Genomic DNA, 19169 nt, shown 5'->3' on the forward strand with positions numbered 1-19169 from the left:
GCTATTTGTGACCCGACTGGGGCTCGAACCCAGGACCCCAACATTAAAAGTGTTGTGCTCTACCAACTGAGCTATCGAGTCATTATAAATATTATATTTGTAAAAAAATCAGAAAACAAAGTACTAATGATTTTGTTTCTTTTTTTCAAGCACTTTTAAACTAAAAGTGACCACGATCAGATTCGAACTGACACGTCTTGCGACACCACCCCCTCAAGATGGCGAGTCTACCAATTTCTCCACGTGGCCGAAATAAAAAAACGTGTTTTTTATTGGCTTAGTGACCCGACTGGGGCTCGAACCCAGGACCCCAACATTAAAAGTGTTGTGCTCTACCAACTGAGCTATCGAGTCGTAAACAAGGAATGAATAAAAGGTCTTAGTGACCCGACTGGGGCTCGAACCCAGGACCCCAACATTAAAAGTGTTGTGCTCTACCAACTGAGCTATCGAGTCTGCAAATTCATTCCCTGAATGCGGGTGCAAATATAGAATGATTATTTTAAAATACAAGGGATAATTATCTTAAATTTGCTTTTTCACAAGTCTTTTTCCCTAACTTCTTATCTAACAACTATTTATTTTTATGAAAAAAATCATTCTTCTAGGCTATATGGGTTCAGGAAAGTCCACAACCGCCAAAGCCCTAGGAAAACTGCTGCAGCTTCCGGTTTACGACTTAGACCAATTAATCGAACAAGAATGTCAATCGAGCATTTCTCAATTGTTTTTGGAGCGCGGCGAGATTTTTTTTAGAAAAAAAGAACAGGCCCTTTTTCAGCGCCTACTCCAACAGCCCGAATCCTTTGTACTCAGTTTGGGTGGAGGCACGCCTTGCTATGCCAACAACCACTTATTACTGGCCGACAAGCAGGTGTTTTCCGTCTATTTAAAGGCCTCAATCCCCACCTTGCTCCATCGCCTTGAAAACGCGGTCGAAACTCGCCCAGTGCTCGCCAAAAACAGCGAAGAGCCGTTGGAATCTTTTATTGCCAAACAGCTCTTCGAACGCAGTTATTATTATCATCATGCCCAACAGGTGGTTTCCGTCGATCAAAAAGACGTCGCCACGATTGCGGCAGAAATTCAATCATTACTAACATAAATAGGCATACTCCTCTTCTCCCTCAAAGACCACTTGGATGTGTTCCAACAGCGAGGTCGATAAAGACAGTCCTTTGAAATCGGCCTTAACCGGATATTTCTTGTGATTTCTATCGACTAAAACCGCGGTTTTAAACTTTTTCAACGGCACTTCCAAAAAGTGTTTGACCCCGTATATCAAAGTGGTCCCCGAATTGAGTACATCGTCGATCAGCACCACGCTTTTGTGTTGATATTGCTCGGCCGCTATAGACGTCGTGATGGGCAATAGCGGGTTTTGCTTGTCGATGTGCACCTCGCAGAGCACGACTTTAAAATCGGCTATCTCCGCCAATTGGGCGGCAATTTTTTGCGCAAACACAAAGCCGTTTTTCGCGATACCCGCCAAGACGATTTCGTCTTCCTCGACAAAGGTTTCATAAATCTGATAGGCTATTCGCTTGCATTTGTGTTGAATTTCCTCTTTGCTTAAAATAATATTCTTAGTCATCTTTCTTTTCTATTACAATAAATAATTCTCGTCCTGCTCTGGGTTTTATCGAATTGTAGGCCCGTTCCATTTTACTGATCTTCAGCACGCTCGAAAAGAGTTCCTGATAGGTTTCCAAGGAACCGCCAAAAGGAGGGCCTTCGCTCGGAAAGCAAAAATCAAACAACAGTCCGACCAGCTTGCCGTTTTTCCGCAACAGCTCGTCCATTTTCCGGACGTAGTTCAAGCGCAAATCCGGCTCTAGCGCACAAAAAAACGTTTGTTCGACAATTAAATCGTAGGTATCGCTATGCTGAAAAAAATCTGCCTGTATCAGTCGTTCCTTCGGAAAGAGCGGTTCTGCCGCTGCGATTTTCTGCAAGGCCTCTTCGGCGATATCGATAGCGGTAACATCGGTAAAACCACTGCGATAAAGATACAGCAGTTCGTGCCCGTGTCCAACTCCGGGTATCAGTATTTTCGTTTGTTTGTCGGCGATACCGTCAAAATACTCCTTGAGCGGAGTGGTAATGGCTCCGGCATTCCAATTGGTGTTATCCGCCTGGTATTGCTCGGACCAAAATTCCTTATTCAACAGTTTCTTCATCGGTCGTATCGGTGCTTACATATCCATCTATATCCCTGCGGTCTTTTTTTGTCGGTCTACCCGTACCGTGTGCGCGATAGTGTTCTTTAGACAATTTTAAGAGTTCCAAGTGTTCAAACGCTTCCGGCGGTGTCGTATCCTTGCGGTACATATCGACCAATTTCGCCCCCAAACGGTTTAAGGGAATGTCTAATACCGTCATTTTATAAACGATTTGATCTTTGCGCAACGCGATCTGATCCGTGGCAAAAACCTCTCTAGAAGCCTTAGCCACCTGGCCGTTTACGCTTATATGTCCCTTCTTACATGCCTCTGTTGCAATGCTTCGGGTTTTGTAATAACGAACGCTCCACAAATACTTATCAATTCTCATCTTCTCAAATAAAATTCATTTATTAACCTTACAAAAATAAAGGAAAATTGTATCTTGCGGCACTAAATAATTTCAAATGAACAGATTTTTCAAACTTTTTATATTTATTGCCCTAGCGATTTCTGCCGCAAACTGTAAAAAAAGTGATGACGATGTCGTAACGGTACCAATTAGAGACCGTGGAGAAGTATATCTCGAAGACAAGATAAAAATTGAAGAGTACCTCAAAAACAACTACATCAAAGTAGCAGGTGAAGAGATTACTTTGGACTCTATTACCGATAAAAACACTCAAGTTTCCATTTGGGATCAACAGCAATATGAACTCAAGTCCATCAAGTTAAAAAACGACGAATGGAAACCCGTACTCGTAAACAACACTACGTTTAAATACGCCAAATTGATAGACGATGTCGAGTACACCTTATACTATTTAGTCATCAACGAAGGTGGTGGCGAAAAAGCAATCACTATAGATTCCACTTATACCGCATATAAGGCATACAATCTAAAAAACAAGGTCTTTGACCAAAACAGAACCGGTATGTGGTCTACTTACCCAACAGTTCCCAACGGACTTATGCCTGGGGTAGCTCCTGAAATGATTTCGGGCTACAGACAAGCCACTACTTTGATGAAAGCGGCGAGCCAAATCTCTCAAAATCCCGACGGTACTTTTAACTACGAAAACGCGGGAAGAATTATCGCCTTCCTACCTTCTGGATTGGGTTATTTTGCCGGAGCCAATTTAGGCAAATCATACGAGTGTGCTATTTTTGACATCACCTTAATCAGCAAGTTAAGCAGAGACCACGACAGAGATGGTATTCCTTCTATATATGAAGACCTCAACGGAAACGGCGACTACTTTGACGACGATACCGACGGCGATGGCGTTCCAAACTTTATGGATGTTGATGATGATGCCGATGGATTTTTAACTCGTGACGAGATTACTTACGAAGTTATAGAAAACGGCGTAACCGTAAAAAAACTCTATGAGTTTAGTGCCATCCCCTTTTGTCCCGGCGGAAGCGTTAAAAAACACTTAGACAACAGCTGTCATTAAGACATTCTAAATATATAGCGCTAAAAAAAGCGTTAAAACCGCATTTTTACATCCGTAGAAATGCGGTTTTTTTGTTGTACCCACCCCGACACACGCGAACGCCAACTCTACCACTTTCCCCAGAATACCACAGCGGACTACACAAAAAAACCGCTATTTAGCTGGGCTAAATCGCGGTTTATAATTTGCAATAGGTTTTGAAAAACTTATTTTCGCTTAATAACCTTTTCGGTTTTCTCCACGATAACGCTGGAATTCAATCCGTATTTATCCATCAATTGTTCCGGTGTACCCGATTCGCCAAAAGTATCGCTTACCGCAACAAATTCTTGTGCTGCTGGATGATTAAGGCTCAATACACGGGCAACGCTTTCGCCCAAACCTCCTAAGAAGTTGTGCTCCTCTGCCGTTACCACACAGCCGGTTTTGCGAATCGATTTTAAAATCGCCTCTTCGTCCAAGGGTTTAATCGTGTGTATATTGATCACTTCGGCAGAAATACCCTTTTGCTCCAAGATGTTGGCGGCTTCCAAAGCCTCCCATACCAAATGACCTGTGGCCAAGATGGTCACGTCTGTACCTTCGGTTAAAACCACGGCCTTACCGATTTCGAACTGCTGGTCTTCGGCCGTAAAGTTAGGCACCACCGGACGGCCAAATCTCAAGTATACCGGTCCTTCATACTCGGCTATAGCCAAGGTAGCTGCTTTGGTTTGATTGTAATCGCAGGTATTGATTACCGTCATTCCGGGCAACATCTTCATCAATCCGATATCTTCTAAAATCTGGTGTGTCGCTCCGTCCTCTCCCAGGGTTAATCCCGCGTGAGAAGCACAGATTTTCACGTTTTTTTCCGAATAGGCTACCGACTGTCTAATTTGATCGTAAACCCGACCCGTTGAAAAGTTGGCAAAGGTTCCGGTAAACGGAATTTTCCCGCCTATGGTTAGTCCTGCCGCGATACCGATCATATTGGCCTCGGCAATTCCGATTTGAAAGAAACGCTCGGGATGATTTTTTTTAAAATCGTCCATTTTTAACGAACCGATTAAATCCGCACACAGCGCTACTACATTTTCATTCTTTTGTCCCAGTTCTGTCAGACCCGCTCCAAAACCTGAACGCGTATCCTTACTTCCTGTATTTGTATATTTTTTCATGTTGTCTTCTTCGATTTAAAAGTGGGATTAATAGTCTCCTAGCGTTTCTGGATTTTGACTTAAGGCAGCTTCCAATTGTGCATCGTTAGGCGCCTTTCCATGCCAAGCATGGGTATTCATCATAAAGTCCACGCCATTGCCCATTTCGGTATGCAACAATATAGCTACTGGTTTCCCGTTAGCTGTACGCGATTGCGCCAGTCTCAATCCCTCGATTACCGCCTGAATATCGTTTCCTTTTTCAATCTCCAACACATCCCATCCAAAAGCTTCGAATTTCGCGCGAATCGATCCCATGTGCAAAACCTCATCGGTAGAACCGTCAATCTGCTTACCGTTTAAGTCGACCGTCGCAATCACGTTGTCTACTTTCTTGGCAGCGGCATACATCAACGCCTCCCAATTCTGACCTTCCTGCAATTCTCCATCTCCCAAAAGCACGTAAACCAGACGGGAATCCCCGTTTAATTTTTTTGCTTGTGCTGCACCTAAGGCCACAGAGAGTCCTTGACCCAATGATCCGGAAGCCATACGGATGCCCGGTAAGTGATCATGTGTAGTGGGATGTCCTTGCAAACGGGTATTAATTTTTCTAAAAGACGCTAATTCACTCACTGGAAAATAGCCGCTTCGCGCCAAAACACTATAGAAAACCGGCGATATATGCCCGTTGGAAAGAAAGAAAATATCCTCGTCCGTTCCGTTCATCTCAAAGGTTTCCTTGCGTTCCATAACCTCTTGGTAAAGCGCTACGAAAAACTCCGCACAGCCCAAAGAGCCTCCAGGGTGCCCCGAATTCACAGCGTGTACCATGCGAAGAATATCTCTTCTTACTTGTGTAGTTAAATCAATTAATTGTTGTGTGTTTGGTTTCATTTATATTTTTTATAGAATGATTCAGTAAGCAAATATAATCAGATTATCGCAGCTAATCACATCAATCCAGCAATTTTCATTGGCTTATATCAATTGCTAGCGCGGGGATTTAAAAAAGTTTCACCTATAAAACAGTACTTTATAACTTTAGTATTACTTTAAGAAAACATTAAAGAAATCCATCGGCTTATCCCTATAAAATAAAGTAATTTTGCAGCCTTAAAAAACAAGGCATAACCCTTTAAAAATCCCCTTCCCATGAACCGTATTTGGCAATCTTATCTCGACTCCTATAGAGGCTTATCTAAAGCTACTTGGATTTTGGCCCTAGTGATGTTGATCAACCGAAGTGGAGCCATGGTTATTCCCTTTCTCGGCGTGTATATGAGTACCGAATTGGGATTTGACTTGCGGCAGGTGGGCTTAGCCCTGAGCTGTTTTGGTGTAGGAGCCATATTGGGTTCTCTGGTGGGCGGATGGATGACGGATAAACTCGGTCATTATACCACTCAAAACATCAGTTTGTTTTTATCGGTTCCCGTTTTTATACTGCTGCCGTATTTTAGAGATTTTGAATCGCTGTGCTTTGCCGTTATCGGACTGAGCTTTATCACCGAAGTTTTTAGACCGGCCAACAGCGCTTCGGTATCCTATTACGCCAAACCACAAAACTTAACTCGTGCCTTTTCCCTAAACCGCATGGCTTTAAACCTCGGGTTTTCCATAGGTCCGGCCATGGGTGGTTTTCTAGCGGCATACTCCTATAACATTTTGTTTTACACCAACGCCGTTATGGTGTTTTTGGCGGGATTGGTTTTCTTTTTCTTTTTTAGAGGCCGCAAAGGCAATGATTTGGCCCTGCAACAGCAGGCACAACAAGTGACGGACAGCCCTGTAAAATCGGCTTATTTCGACAAGAAATACGTGATTTTCAGTATTTTCCTCACCATATACGCCACCTGCTTCTACCAGTTGTTTAGTTCCCTACCGCTTTTTTACAAGGTGAGTCACTTGCTCAGTGAAACCAGCATTGGGTTGTTAATAGCCTTTAGTGGTGTGATCGTTTTTGGCTTTGAAATGATTATCGTTCACGTTGCGGAAAAGAAATTCTCCCTGCGTCAGAACATCATTATCGGAACGGCTATATGCGGTATTTCCTTCTTGGCCCTATTGTTACCAGGAGGCTTACCCATCTTGTATTTCGCGATGTTTTTGCTTTGCGTATCGGAGATTATGGTATTGCCCTTTTCCTCTACCGTGGGTGTCAACCGATCGACAGCGGCCAATCGCGGCTCGTATATGGCAATCAACGCCCTAGCCTTTTCCGCGGCACACGTGTTCTCGCCTTTGTTCGGAACAACGATTGCAGAAAAGTACGGATTTGATGTGCTGTGGATAGCGACGGGCAGCTTAATTGTGGTTGCCTCCCTTGGATTCTACTGGGTTATGAAGAAAATGTAACCGCGCGATTAGATTTTTGTTTCTATATTTGTGGAGAACTCGATATTATGGCTGACTTACCTCCTCTTTTAGAAGTGAAAAACCTCGCTGTAGGCTATGCTCAAAAGGCGAATACCCACACCGTTGCTTCGGCGATTAACTTTCAATTGTACCCCAACAAGCTCATTTCCTTACTCGGGCTAAACGGCATCGGCAAATCGACGCTGTTGCGAACCCTTTCGGGTGTGCAACCGCCCTTGGATGGCAGTATTCACCTCAACAACAAACTGCTGAGCAGTTATAGTCGCAGCGATTTAGCCGCACAAATCAGCGTGGTCTTAACGGAGAAAATCCCCAACAATCAGTTAACCGTATATGAATTAGTCGCCTTGGGCAGAATTCCCTATACCGATTGGATGGGCGCTTTAACGGCTTTGGACAAAGAAAAAATTGAAACGGCCTTAAGCGTTACGGAAACCCGTGATTTGCGAGATAAAAAAGTGGGGCAAATCAGCGATGGCCAGCTTCAAAAAACCCTGATTGCCCGTGCCATAGCACAAGACACGCCTTTGATTATCCTGGACGAGCCGTCTACTCATTTGGACTTATACCACAAAATATCCTTGTTTCGGCTGTTGAAAAAACTGTGTCGTACCCAGCACAAATGCATACTCTTTTCTACGCACGACATGGATTTGGCCTTGCAACTGAGCGACGAATTGTTGCTGATGCGTCCGCAGGGACTCATACACAACACCACAGCAGCCCTAATTCAAGGTTCCGAACTCCAAGATTTGTTCGACGACCCCAGTATTCGCTTTGACCGGGAGCAAAAGCGGTTTATTCTCGACCAGTAGTCGTATCGGTATCCAGGGTATGTCGCTTGTTGGAAGAGATGTTTTCTCGGGTCCACTCGATTTGTTTTTCAAAGGGAAATTGGCGCACGGCACAATCGGTTTTGCTGCATATTTTACACGAAAACGACTTGCAATCATCCATGTGAACAAAGAGCTCCACCTCGTCGCCAAAGCTTTTACAAACCTCGGCCTGCAATAATTCGACCTCCTCATGTCCTTCGACTATATTAAAATACCACGGAATGGTCATGTGGCAATCAAAATGCAATACACTACCGTATTTGATGATGCGCATATTGTGTAAATCAATCCAATTGTCGCGGCGTATTTCCTGCAGGTTCTGCACCACCGACTTGAGCAATTCCTCATCGGTTTCATCCATGATACCCGAAATCGCTCCGCGCACTATCTTATAACCGGTAATAATGATGATTAGGGCAAAGACAAAGGCCACAGCGCTGTCCAACCAGAAGTAATCGGTCAGGTACATCAGCACCAATCCGATTATAATCCCGATGGTGGAATAGGTATCGGACTGCAGGTGTCGCCCGCTAGCAACCAGGGCCAAGGATTTGTTTTTCTTTCCTTTTTTAACGGCATACCAACCCAAAACATAGTTGACTACCGCGGTGATTCCCACCAGTAAAATCCCGTAATCCAATTGCGAAATCGGCTGTGGGGACTTCAGGTTGCGGATCGCTTCGTAAATGATGATAAATCCCGCTAATACGATCAGGGCTCCTTCTACGGAAGCGGAGAGAAACTCCACTTTTCCATGACCGTAGGGGTGGTTTTTATCTCGGGGCAAGGCGGATAAATACAGACTATAGAGACCTACAAAACCGCTGATTACATTGATAACGCTTTCCAAGGCGTCGGTTAAAATCGCTACGGAATTGGTCAAATACCAAGCCCCTACTTTGATGACGAATAGGGTTACGCCAACAAAAGCTACAATTTTTTGAAACTGGTAATTTTCTCTAGCGGTCGTATTTGCCCTCATAATTATATCAAATCTAATTCTTTAACTTCACCTACTTCTAATCCACGCAAGGAGGTTTGACCAATGCGAACGCGCACCAGTCTAAGGGTCGGAAACCCAACGGCGGCGGTCATTTTGCGCACCTGTCTAAATTTTCCCTCCGTCAGCACCAATCCCACCCAGCTCGTAGGTCCGTGTCTCTCGTCGCGCACCCTTCTGCCCACTCCAATCCAGTCGGGCAAGCTTTCTATGGCAAAAGCCACACAGGGTTTGGTGGTATAACGCGTTCCCTTAAAGCCGATCTCCACACCTTGTTGCAAGGCGGCAATAGCCGCTTCGGTAATCAAACCGTCAACTTGCACATAGTACTCCTTTTCAAAGTGCGCACTGCGCACCCGCTCACTAACGCCACCATCGGTGGTCAGCATCAACAGGCCTTCTGAATCTTCGTCCAAACGTCCAATTGCCATGGTACCCTCGGGAAAATCAAACAACTCTCCCAGTTTTTTCTTGGCCCTTTTCTTTTCGTATATAAACTGACTGATATACCCATGAGGCTTGTAAAGCAGGAAGTGGCGGTGTACCTTTTCCAAATCTTTATCGTCAAAAAAAGCGGTGGAACTCATGCGGGATGCTTTTAAAATTAAGTGCTCAAATATACGCAATTTTATAGGCTGCCACCTTGGAGATTTTTATTTATAAATGCTAAAATTCGTATTTTTGCCTGTATATTCGCCTTTGTATTCCTTAACTGTAGCTCATGATACCACCGTTTATTCTCTATATATTACTCCTCGCGCTTCCCGCAATTGCGTTTGTGCTCGGCGGCATATTCGCCAAGCAACAAACCAAAAACACCTTGATTCGCCAAGAGGAGAAAAACCTCTTTTTAGCGCAGCAAGCACAGCAGCTTCAGCAGCTCTTCGACCAGTATAAACAGGAGGCAATACAACAGCGAACGGCCGTAGAAGAGCAGCGTCAGCTCGTGGTTCACGACAATCAAGAGCTCATCGCTCGGGTGTCGATTCGCGATACCGAATACCACAACTTATTGGAGCGCTTGGAGCAGCACAAGTCCGAAACCGCACAATTGCGTCAGCAGTTTACCCTGGAGTTCGAGCAATTGGCGACAAGGATATTGGACGAGAAAACGCAGAAATTCACCCATCAAAACAAGGAGAACCTCCAAAACATACTGAGCCCGTTACAGGAGAAGATTCTGAACTTTGAGCGCAAGGTGGAAAGCACGCACAAAGAGAGTATCGACCACCACGCGAGTTTGCGTCAGCAGATTGTCGGCCTACAGCAGTTGCACCTACAAATGAGTCAGGAAACCCTCAATTTGACCAAGGCCTTAAAGGGCGATAGCAAGATGCAGGGAAATTGGGGCGAAATGATTTTGGAGCGGGTGTTGGAAAAATCCGGTTTGGAAAAGGGACGCGAATACGAGGTGCAAAAAAGCCACCACAACAGCGCGGGCAATTTGCTTTATCCCGATGTGATTATCCATTTGCCCGACAACAAAAAAATGATCATCGACTCCAAGGTATCTCTAACGGCCTATGAGCGCTTTATCAATGAGGAAGACGAAAGCACTCAAAAGCGCTATTTGGCCGAGCACCTCCTTTCGATCAAGAAGCACTTAGACCAATTGGCCGCTAAAAACTATTCGGACCTCTACCAGTTGCAGAGTCCGGATTTTGTCTTGTTGTTTATCCCCATAGAAACGGCCTTTTCGCAGGCACTCAATTCCGAGCCGCAATTGTACACCATGGCATTCGACAAAAACATTGTCATCGTAACCCCGTCTACCCTATTGGCAACCCTACGCACGATCGACAGTATGTGGAAACACCAAAAACAACAGGAAAACGCCTACGAGATTGCGCGACAAGCCGGATTGTTATACGATAAGTTTGAAGGATTTGTCGGCGACCTCCAACGCATTGGAAAAAAGATGGAAGAGGCCAAAACGGATTACCACCTCGCAATGAACAAATTGACCAGCGGTAGGGGGAATTTGATTGCTTCGGTGGAAAAACTCAAGAAAATGGGTGCAAAAACCAAAAAATCACTGCCCGAACAGCTGCTACAGCAGACCGAAACCGGTATTGAACCGATCGATTAGCCTTTGGTAAAGAAGCATTTTATATATTTGCAGTCGATAGCATGGAAAAATTCTACCTTGGAAGTTATATGCGGTAGTTTTCACTACCTCAATTTGGTCATTTGGGACTTCTTTCTACGATATTTAACCTTATAAACGGCTTCTATGAACTACTACATCGATGTGCATCCAGCGGATATTGCCGAAGAGCTTTCTCATTTAAAAAAGAAAGAGCGGGACCTGGCGTTTCTAAAACTCAACAGCGAGCAGAAAGCCAGTGTTTTTTCGCTTTTTGATTTCGACATCCAAACCCAAATCGTCAAGAGCCTGGCTCAAGAAGACTATGCGGAGGTATTGAACAACTTGGAACCCGATGACCGTACGGAATTGTTTGAAAACTTTCCCGACGAGCTGATCAAGTATTCGATAAACCTACTCAACGATACCGAGAAGCAAATCGCCTTGGATCTGATCGGTTATAAGGAAGACAGCATTGCGCGGTTAATGACGCCTTTGTACATACAAACCAAGGAGCACAAAACCGTAGCACAGGTGCTGCAACACATTAAAAAATACGGTAAAAAAGCCGAGACCCTCAATTATATCTACGTGATCAACGACAACAACGTCTTGATCGACGATTTAAAAATAGGCCAGCTCTTGATGGCCGAACCCGAGACGACCATAGCGGAATTGATCGACCGTAGTTTTAAGGCGATTATCACCACTACGCCTATGGAAGAGGCCTTTGACATCTTTGAAAAATACGATCGCTCTGCCCTGCCTATTATCACGGAGAACGGGGTCTTAGTCGGTATAGTAACCTTTGACGACATCTTGGATCGGATCAAGGATAGAGACACGGAAGACATACAGAAATTTGGAGGTTTGGAAGAGCTAAACATGTCTTATACCAAAACACCGTTGATGGAATTGGTGCGCAAACGCGCCGGTTGGTTGGTGGTCTTGTTTTTGGGAGAAATGCTAACGGCTTCCGCAATGAGCTATTACGACGGTGAAATTGAAAAAGCCGTGGTACTCGCCTTGTTTGTGCCCCTGATTATTTCCAGTGGTGGAAACTCCGGATCACAGGCCGCCTCGTTGATTATCCGCGCCATGGCCTTGGGCGACCTCAAGCTCAGCGATTGGTGGTATGTAATGAAAAAGGAAATCGCTTCGGGAATGATGTTGGGAGGAATTTTGGGTGTAATCGGATTTATTCGTATCTTAATATGGCAGAAAGCCGGCATTTACGACTATGGCGAATTTTGGTTATTCGTAGCCTTAAGCGTGTCTTGTTCGCTGTTGCTGATCGTGCTGTGGGGAACGATATCGGGTTCGATAATCCCGTTTGTACTGCGCAAGTTCAAAATGGACCCCGCTACGGCCTCCGCCCCTTTTGTCGCCACTTTGGTCGATGTATCGGGTTTGATCATTTACTTTTCCATTGCGGCATTTTTCCTGTCGGGAAAATTGTTATAGAACCGCTCAGGCGGTATGGCATCCCTTTTTTAAGCCCGCGTTTTGCCGGGATAAAAAAGGGATGTTTATCGGATCAATCCTAAATGTTGTGTTTATGTAAAAATAGTGATTAATCTATACAAGAAGAATTCTATATCTTTTACTCCGTCGTTGGTGCCAGCGTCACGCTGGTATCCAAAAAAACTAATCTTCCAAATTATTTCATGAAGTACAGTTGCTGCTTTTGTAAAAAAAAATAAGGACGAAGTTTTATGCGCACCAGCAAGATGCTGGCGCGAGCGCGTATCAAACGAAATTTATTTAGTGCCCACTAGCATCTGGAAAAATCTTTCCGGGATTTAAGATTCCCTTGGGGTCGAATACCCTTTTAATCCCCTTCATCAGTTCGAGTTCCACCGCGCTAAAGGCAATGTCCATATAGTTCTTTTGCACATAGCCAATGCCGTGCTCGCCAGACAGCGTGCCTTTCAAGGCTACGGTCAATTCAAATATCTCCCGTATTCCCTGCGGTACCGCTTGCTGCCATTGGGCGTCGGTGAGGTTTTCCTTTAGGATATTCACGTGTAAATTGCCGTCGCCCGCATGACCGTAGCAAATGCTGCGAAATCCGTATTTAGCGCCGATTGCCTTGATTCCCTTGAGCAAGGTGGGCAATTCGAATCGCGGTACCACGGTATCTTCTTCTTTGTAAATCGATTGTGACTTCACGGCTTCCGCCACGTTTCGGCGCAGTTTCCACAGCGCATTTTTCTGGTCTTCCGAGTCGGCAAAAAGGATGTCGTCAATTTCAAAAGCCCCCACGACTTCGGCTATCTTTTCGGCTTCGGCAAACAAGACATCGGGATAATTCCCATCGACTTCGATCAGCAATTGCGCCTGTATGCCCTCGGGCAGTTGGCCGATGTCTTCGCCGATGTAATTCAAGGTCCAATCCAGGGCCTCGCGTTCCATAAATTCCACGGCACTCGGCACCACACCCGCTCTAAAGATAGCCGCTACGGCTTCGGCAGCCTGTTCCATCTTGTAGAAGGGCACCAGCATCAAGACCTCATGGCTGTGTGCGGGCAACAACCGCAGTACGATTTGGGTTACTATACCCAGGGTTCCCTCACTGCCCACCAGGAGCTGTGTCAGGTTGTAGCCCGTGGCATTTTTTAGGGTGTTGGCACCGGTCCAAATCACGCTACCGTCGGCCAAGACCACTTCCAAATTCAAAACGTAATCCTTGGTGACACCATATTTTACAGCTCGAGCACCGCCGGCGTTTTCCGCCACATTTCCTCCGATAAAACAGCTCCCTCTACTCGAGGGATCCACCGGATAAAACAGCCCTTTTGCCGCGACCGCTTCTTGCAAAACCTGAGTTACCACTCCCGGTTGTACGGTAATTTGCAAATTTTGCTCGTCGATCGCCACGATGCGGTTCAGCCTTTCCATCGACAGGGCAATACCGGAGTGCACATTTAAAATACCGCCGCTTAAACCCGTTCTCGCTCCAACAGCAACTACGGGAACACCAGCCTCATGGGCAAACTTCATCATTTGAGAAACCTCTTCGGTGCTGCGCGGCTTTAAGACCACTGCAGGAGGAAATACCAAATCCTCGGTTTGATCGCTGCCGTATTCGCGCAAGACCGCTTCTTCCATCCAGACGTTGTCCGCTCCAAAGCGCTCCTGCAGCTGTTTGATGACCTCCTGATCGACGACTTTATACTTGGTCGGTTCCATGATTTTCCGCTTTAAATTTCACATTTTTCATATTGGGTAAGAAACAAGCTATAATTCCTATTAACGGCAAATACGAACAAATGGTATAAATGTGTTCGATAGAAGTTCGGTCGGCCCACCATCCGAGCACGGCAGAACCCAGTCCGCCCATACCGAAGGCAAAGCCGTAAAACAATCCCGAAACCATACCGATTTTTTTGGGCAATAATTCCTGTGCATACACCAAAATAGACGGGAATGCCGAGGAGAGTATAAAACCGATGAGCACCACCAAAAACCCGGTCCACGCCAAGGATACATAAGGCAAGGCCAGGGTAAACGGCGTTACGCCCAAAACCGAAAACCAAATGATGTATTTTCGCCCCAATCGATCGCCAAAGAAACCCCCAACTAGGGTACCCAAGGCTACGGAAATCAAGAAATAGAATAGATATACTTGGGCTTGAACTTCGCTGATGCCAAATTTATCCATGGTGTAGAATTGGAAATAACTCGTGATACTCGCCACATAAAAAAACTTGGAAAAGATCAACAGCAATAAAATCGAAACGGAAAAAACGATACGTGTCGGTGATAAATCCGGTAATAGCAGCTGTTTTTTCTGGATGTTTTTAGAGACTTGCAAAATGTTTTTATACCAGGATCCGATGTAAAACAGCACCACTTTGGCCAACAGCGCAAAGGCTATAAACCACAAGATATGAGTTTGTCCGTTGGGAATGACGATCCACGCCACCAGTAAAGGGGCCAGGGCACTCCCCATATTACCGCCAATTTGAAAAATCGACTGCGCCAAACTGCGCTTTCCGCCCGAAGCCATATAAGACACTCGAGAGGATTCCGGATGGAAAATCGAGGAACCTATGCCCACTAATACCACCGCCAAAAGCACCCAATAATAACTCGATGCGTATGCCAGGGTAATAATTCCCAGAAAGGTAAAGACCATACCGGCTATTTGAGAGAAGGGTTTGGGGTGTTTGTCTGTATAGGCACCTACTAGGGGTTGCAACAGCGAAGACGACACCTGAAAACAAAAAGTAATCATACCTATTTGTGCGAAATTTAAGTCGTAATTGGTTTTTAGCATCGGGTATACCGCCGGAATAACCGCCTGTAATAGGTCGTTGAGCAAATGCGCTAAACTGATGGCAAACAAGATGGGGAAGACGGTTTTGGAAGCGTTATCCGTTGTTTTTAGGGAATCGACAGCCTTTTTTTTGGAAGAAAATCGGAACATAATAGTGTGAGTTTTTGCAAGGGCAAAGATAGGAAGAACCGCTAAAACAAAGGATATAAAAACAGTAAACAATTGGTTCGATTCGCGTTTAATTCAACAGTGGAATGGAAAATATTCGAGAGTCGTACTATAGAATAGCGGTAAGATTGGGGTAGTACTCGGGCGGTATCGGCGGAATTTTAACGGTAACTAAGCCCGCAATCGTGGGGTTATCTCTAAAGATTTTACTACTTTTACGATTAAACTGTTATTCTCGTGAGTAAAGACCTACCCCATAACTCTGCTTTAAAGGAAAATGCTGGAATCGATGCCCCTGAAATCGTCAATAGCAGCAAGATTGCGGCATTTCAGCAAAGGCGTTTGCAGCAGGATGCGCCGGAAACCCTGATTGCGAAAATCATCGCGGGCGACAAGGTGGCCTTGAGTCGGGCCATCACCTTGGTCGAAAGCATTAATCCGGCCCATCACGAGCAGGCCAACACCGTTATTCAGGGCTGTTTACCGCATGCAGACCGCTCGATACGCATCGGTATAACAGGAGTACCGGGCGTGGGTAAAAGCACTTTTATCGAATCTTTTGGTAAATTGCTGACCGGCTTGGGCAAAAAGGTAGCCGTATTGGCCATAGACCCGAGTAGCACCCTTACCCGAGGCAGTATTTTAGGCGATAAAACCCGTATGGAGGAATTGGTCAAAGACGACAATGCGTATATCCGTCCTTCGGCATCTGGCGAGAGTTTGGGAGGCGTAGCCCGCAAAACCCGCGAGACCATTATCTTGTGTGAGGCCTGTGGTTTCGACACCATCTTGGTGGAAACCGTGGGTGTGGGACAAAGCGAAACCGCCGTGCACAGCATGGTCGATTTTTTCTTGCTGCTCAACTTGGCGGGTGCGGGCGATGAGCTGCAAGGTATCAAAAGGGGGATAATGGAAATGGCCGATGCCGTGGTGATCAACAAAGCCGATGGCGAAAACATCCGAAAGGCACAGATGGCCAAGGTAGAATACAATCGAGCCCTACATCTGTTTCCCAAAAAGGCCTCGGATTGGACCCCAAAAGTGATGACCTGTAGCGCGATTGAACATTCGGGTATCGCTGCGATATGGGACATGATACAGGACTACCTTCAACTCACCCAATCCAACCATCACTTTGCGCAACAACGCCGTGAGCAGAGTCAGTATTGGATGATGGAAACCATCAATGAAAACGTGCTTTTACACTTTTACAATTACCCGGCCGTAGCCCAGTTGATTGCACAAAACAAAAAAGCAGTGCAAAACAATGAAATATCACCTTTTGCAGCTGCTCAGTCCATTTTGGATTTGTACTTTAAACCTTAGAATTTACTCGGCTTCGCCTTCGGCATAGCGAAGCATTTCGCGGTCGTAAAACGCACCGGCTTCTTCGATCAGTATTTCCATTTCCGATTCGATCTCCGATTCTTCAGACTCCTCTATAGATTCTAAAAATTCCACATCGTCCGTGTTTAGATTGATAATAAATCTCGGAAAATCTAAATGCACGATAAAAATATCATCGGCATAGTCGGTGTTGTCTGCTAAGACAAATTTTGGTAACTCCATGTTTATACGCTTTTAAAAACACCAGGTTTTAGGTTATACTCTCTTTACAACGGGTCCATATACTTAGGACATAATCTGGGCAGCACCGCATTTATCGGGCGGAACGTCTCGTCATAACGATGCTCCAATCCACAAATCGGGGAAAAGCAACCCAGTGCAGTTGGCAACACCACAAGGACTGTATTTCGATTAAACAACTAATAATCAAACACCTCCGCACCACAACCCCCCAAAGGGCGCCACAGTTGCGTGTCCACTGCAGCACAAAGATACAGACTTCGCCTGAATGAATCTCAAATTCCTTACTTTTTATGCAACTATAAGTCTTTGAAACTCCGATAGCTATAAAAAAAAGCCCGAACTGCCCCATAAAAATCTCACTAAGTGGCGTATTATTTGCATTTATAGTGGAGCTAAGCCCCTCTTTCGCACTTCGCTTGCGAATGCTTTAAAGGAAAACGAGGCCAAAGTAACAAATGGACAGCGCCGCAATCAGTGCTGAGCGTGGTCAAGCATGGATAATCTAATTCTTAAAACTATGAAAAACAGGTCTAAACAACTCTTTTTCGCTCTATTAGCAGTGGGACTATGGAGTGCAACAACCGTGAGTGCGCAAACCAAAAACACCTACCCAAAAGGGTTTCGAGTGGGATTTGGAATCAATGGCGGACTGCCGACCAACAACACTTACGATGCCGCTTTGGGATTAGATGCGCGTTTGCAATACGATTTAACTCGAAAAACATCGATAACCGCCACATCGGGTTATACCCACCTGTTTAGTTCCGAAGGCGATTTGGGATTGGTACCCGCAAAAGCGGGTTTTAAGTCTTTTTTGGGCAAAAACCTTTATTTACAAGGTGAGTTGGGCGCGGGTTTTGGTACCCATCGCGAAATGGGCAACACCTTTATATGGGCTCCAGCCATCGGATTTGCCAATAAATACATAGATATCAACCTGCATTATGAAAGGTATAACGACTACCAAACCGATCAGTTGGGGATTCGAATCGCCTACGGTTTTAGCCTTAAAAAATAATTGTAATTGTTCCAATCTAATTTGATAAAAACAGCTGCCTCGATTTACTGAAGTGGCTGTTTTTTTGTTTTACATAATCACAAAACTACCGCCTAAGCATAAAAACAGTGTTTCCTTCCTTACCCCTCGAAAAAACGACATACCGCTATAGGGAGCCCTAATTTATTTCAAAAAAAATTAACATCATACCAAGCCTTAGTACAAACCAGATATTAAAACTACAAAATAATTTCGGACAAATTTATCCTATATTATAAATATTCGTATATTTGTCTTCCAAACGCGATAAATTATGTTTTCAAAAACTTGTGAATACGCTATTCGAGCGACGATTTTTATCGCAGCTGAATCTTATAGAGACCAACGAGTTGGTCTGCAAGACATTGCTATAAAAATCGATTCTCCGGAAGCTTTTACCGCTAAGATATTGCAAACGCTAGTCAAGCATAAGGTGATTAATTCGACCAAAGGGCCTAGCGGGGGTTTTGATATTCCCAAAGATTTAATCGCCCAAATCAAGCTCGCCCAAATAGTATCGGCTATCGATGGTGATGCCGTATATAATAGCTGCGCTATCGGATTGAAACAATGTTCTGAAGTGCAACCTTGTCCGGTTCACAACAAATTTAAAAACATACGCGAAGAACTAAAAAAAATGCTTTGCACTACGACTTTAGAAGAGTTGGCATTAGGTATAAAAAGCGGTTCTACTTATTTAAAAATTTAAAAAACCATGACTAAGGACATTACGAATCTGGAAGATGTGCAATTATTGGTCGATTCCTTTTACGAAAACATCCGCGGGGATGAATTACTCGCACTATTTTTAACCAGCAAATACAAAATCGCTGGTCGGAGCACCAAAGTATCATGCATCGCTTTTTGCAAACAGTTCTAGCAGACGAGCGCACTTATAAGGGAAGTCCCTTTCACCCACACGCTCGCTTGGATGTGGAGGAAAAACTCTTATTAATTTATACTATTAAAACACTACTACATGATAAAATTGTCTAAGCAACCCTATATGCTTTTTACGGATCTAATCTGGA

General features: G+C 44.8%; 19 protein-coding genes and 4 tRNA genes. 9 read left to right on the top strand and 14 right to left on the bottom strand.

What is annotated here, in order from left to right:
* Nucleotides 1-8: 8 nt before the first annotated feature.
* The 4 genes from ACQZ43_RS14985 to ACQZ43_RS15000 form a co-directional block, all read right to left on the bottom strand.
* Nucleotides 9-81: transfer RNA gene (locus tag ACQZ43_RS14985), tRNA-Lys, on the bottom strand.
* Between the two features lie 86 nt (nucleotides 82-167).
* Nucleotides 168-249 (bottom strand) — tRNA-Leu (locus ACQZ43_RS14990).
* Between the two features lie 32 nt (nucleotides 250-281).
* Nucleotides 282-354 (bottom strand) — tRNA-Lys (locus ACQZ43_RS14995).
* A gap of 29 nt (nucleotides 355-383) precedes the next feature.
* A tRNA-Lys gene (locus ACQZ43_RS15000) sits at nucleotides 384-456 on the bottom strand.
* Nucleotides 457-586: 130 nt separating this feature from the next.
* On the opposite strand from ACQZ43_RS15000, the gene ACQZ43_RS15005 reads away from it, so the two are divergent.
* Nucleotides 587-1105, top strand: coding sequence for a shikimate kinase (locus ACQZ43_RS15005; RefSeq protein ID WP_430613505.1), 519 nt, complete (start codon nucleotides 587-589; stop codon nucleotides 1103-1105).
* Here ACQZ43_RS15005 and ACQZ43_RS15010 read toward each other — a convergent pair.
* Genes ACQZ43_RS15010 through ACQZ43_RS15020 form a run of 3 tightly spaced genes read right to left on the bottom strand, consistent with a single transcriptional unit; the run spans nucleotide 1097 to nucleotide 2553 of the window.
* The gene (locus tag ACQZ43_RS15010; protein WP_430613506.1) at nucleotides 1097-1594 is read right to left on the bottom strand and encodes a phosphoribosyltransferase family protein; all 498 of its coding nucleotides are present in this window, start codon (nucleotides 1592-1594) and stop codon (nucleotides 1097-1099) included. The genes ACQZ43_RS15005 and ACQZ43_RS15010 overlap by 9 nt on opposite strands.
* The gene (locus ACQZ43_RS15015; RefSeq protein ID WP_430613507.1) at nucleotides 1587-2180 is read right to left on the bottom strand and encodes a methyltransferase; all 594 of its coding nucleotides are present in this window, start codon (nucleotides 2178-2180) and stop codon (nucleotides 1587-1589) included. Before ACQZ43_RS15015 ends, ACQZ43_RS15010 begins: the two co-directional genes overlap by 8 nt.
* On the bottom strand, nucleotides 2161-2553 hold the full coding sequence (locus ACQZ43_RS15020; RefSeq protein ID WP_430613508.1) for an RNA-binding S4 domain-containing protein: 393 nt from the start codon (nucleotides 2551-2553) through the stop codon (nucleotides 2161-2163). The genes ACQZ43_RS15015 and ACQZ43_RS15020 overlap by 20 nt, the downstream gene beginning before the upstream one ends.
* A gap of 76 nt (nucleotides 2554-2629) precedes the next feature.
* Here ACQZ43_RS15020 and ACQZ43_RS15025 point away from each other — a divergent pair, with 76 nt between their 5' ends.
* The gene (locus ACQZ43_RS15025; RefSeq protein WP_430613509.1) at nucleotides 2630-3622 is read left to right on the top strand and encodes an FKBP-type peptidyl-prolyl cis-trans isomerase; all 993 of its coding nucleotides are present in this window, start codon (nucleotides 2630-2632) and stop codon (nucleotides 3620-3622) included.
* Between the two features lie 206 nt (nucleotides 3623-3828).
* Here ACQZ43_RS15025 and ACQZ43_RS15030 read toward each other — a convergent pair whose 3' ends face one another.
* Entirely contained in the window at nucleotides 3829-4782 is a 954-nt protein-coding gene (locus tag ACQZ43_RS15030) for a transketolase family protein (protein WP_430613510.1), read from the bottom strand.
* Between the two features lie 27 nt (nucleotides 4783-4809).
* The gene (locus tag ACQZ43_RS15035) at nucleotides 4810-5658 is read right to left on the bottom strand and encodes a transketolase (RefSeq protein WP_430613511.1); all 849 of its coding nucleotides are present in this window, start codon (nucleotides 5656-5658) and stop codon (nucleotides 4810-4812) included.
* Nucleotides 5659-5916: 258 nt separating this feature from the next.
* Between ACQZ43_RS15035 and ACQZ43_RS15040 the strand changes: the two genes are divergently transcribed.
* Both ACQZ43_RS15040 and ACQZ43_RS15045 read left to right on the top strand, forming a co-directional pair.
* Entirely contained in the window at nucleotides 5917-7119 is a 1203-nt protein-coding gene (locus tag ACQZ43_RS15040; protein ID WP_430613512.1) for an MFS transporter, read from the top strand.
* A 47-nt stretch (nucleotides 7120-7166) separates the two neighbouring features.
* Nucleotides 7167-7955, top strand: a complete 789-nt coding sequence (locus ACQZ43_RS15045; protein ID WP_430613513.1) for an ABC transporter ATP-binding protein — start codon at nucleotides 7167-7169, stop codon at nucleotides 7953-7955.
* Here the strand turns inward: ACQZ43_RS15045 and ACQZ43_RS15050 are convergent.
* Both ACQZ43_RS15050 and ACQZ43_RS15055 read right to left on the bottom strand, forming a co-directional pair.
* The gene (locus ACQZ43_RS15050) at nucleotides 7939-8958 is read right to left on the bottom strand and encodes a cation diffusion facilitator family transporter (protein ID WP_430613514.1); all 1020 of its coding nucleotides are present in this window, start codon (nucleotides 8956-8958) and stop codon (nucleotides 7939-7941) included. The two genes, ACQZ43_RS15045 and ACQZ43_RS15050, sit on opposite strands and share 17 nt — an antisense overlap.
* A gap of 2 nt (nucleotides 8959-8960) precedes the next feature.
* The gene (locus ACQZ43_RS15055; protein ID WP_430613515.1) at nucleotides 8961-9563 is read right to left on the bottom strand and encodes a pseudouridine synthase; all 603 of its coding nucleotides are present in this window, start codon (nucleotides 9561-9563) and stop codon (nucleotides 8961-8963) included.
* A 134-nt stretch (nucleotides 9564-9697) separates the two neighbouring features.
* Here ACQZ43_RS15055 and ACQZ43_RS15060 point away from each other — a divergent pair, with 134 nt between their 5' ends.
* Both ACQZ43_RS15060 and mgtE read left to right on the top strand, forming a co-directional pair.
* Nucleotides 9698-11065 (top strand): DNA recombination protein RmuC, encoded by a 1368-nt coding sequence (locus ACQZ43_RS15060; protein WP_430613516.1) that lies wholly within the window; start codon nucleotides 9698-9700, stop codon nucleotides 11063-11065.
* A 144-nt stretch (nucleotides 11066-11209) separates the two neighbouring features.
* On the top strand, nucleotides 11210-12526 hold the full coding sequence (mgtE, locus tag ACQZ43_RS15065) for a magnesium transporter (RefSeq protein ID WP_430613517.1): 1317 nt from the start codon (nucleotides 11210-11212) through the stop codon (nucleotides 12524-12526).
* A gap of 300 nt (nucleotides 12527-12826) precedes the next feature.
* Here mgtE and ACQZ43_RS15070 read toward each other — a convergent pair whose 3' ends face one another.
* Complete coding sequence (locus ACQZ43_RS15070; RefSeq protein WP_430613518.1) at nucleotides 12827-14254, bottom strand: FAD-binding oxidoreductase; 1428 nt, start codon at nucleotides 14252-14254, stop codon at nucleotides 12827-12829.
* Nucleotides 14235-15497: an MFS transporter gene (locus tag ACQZ43_RS15075; protein WP_430615699.1), complete on the bottom strand. Its 1263-nt coding sequence runs from the start codon at nucleotides 15495-15497 to the stop codon at nucleotides 14235-14237. The genes ACQZ43_RS15070 and ACQZ43_RS15075 overlap by 20 nt, the downstream gene beginning before the upstream one ends.
* A 252-nt stretch (nucleotides 15498-15749) precedes the next feature.
* Here ACQZ43_RS15075 and meaB point away from each other — a divergent pair, with 252 nt between their 5' ends.
* Nucleotides 15750-16838 carry a methylmalonyl Co-A mutase-associated GTPase MeaB gene (gene meaB / locus ACQZ43_RS15080; RefSeq protein ID WP_430613519.1) on the top strand — a complete coding sequence of 363 codons (1089 nt, stop codon included), beginning with the start codon at nucleotides 15750-15752 and terminating at the stop codon, nucleotides 16836-16838.
* Nucleotides 16839-16841: 3 nt separating this feature from the next.
* Here meaB and ACQZ43_RS15085 read toward each other — a convergent pair whose 3' ends face one another.
* Nucleotides 16842-17081 carry a hypothetical protein gene (locus ACQZ43_RS15085; RefSeq protein ID WP_430613520.1) on the bottom strand — a complete coding sequence of 80 codons (240 nt, stop codon included), beginning with the start codon at nucleotides 17079-17081 and terminating at the stop codon, nucleotides 16842-16844.
* A gap of 538 nt (nucleotides 17082-17619) precedes the next feature.
* Here ACQZ43_RS15085 and ACQZ43_RS15090 point away from each other — a divergent pair.
* Both ACQZ43_RS15090 and ACQZ43_RS15095 read left to right on the top strand, forming a co-directional pair.
* Nucleotides 17620-18120 (top strand): hypothetical protein, encoded by a 501-nt coding sequence (locus ACQZ43_RS15090; RefSeq protein WP_430613521.1) that lies wholly within the window; start codon nucleotides 17620-17622, stop codon nucleotides 18118-18120.
* A gap of 292 nt (nucleotides 18121-18412) precedes the next feature.
* Entirely contained in the window at nucleotides 18413-18847 is a 435-nt protein-coding gene (locus tag ACQZ43_RS15095; RefSeq protein ID WP_430613522.1) for an RrF2 family transcriptional regulator, read from the top strand.
* Nucleotides 18848-19169 lie beyond the last annotated feature (322 nt).

The organism is Flavobacterium sp. JP2137 (genome assembly GCF_050562195.1).
Classification (GTDB): domain Bacteria; phylum Bacteroidota; class Bacteroidia; order Flavobacteriales; family Flavobacteriaceae; genus Flavobacterium.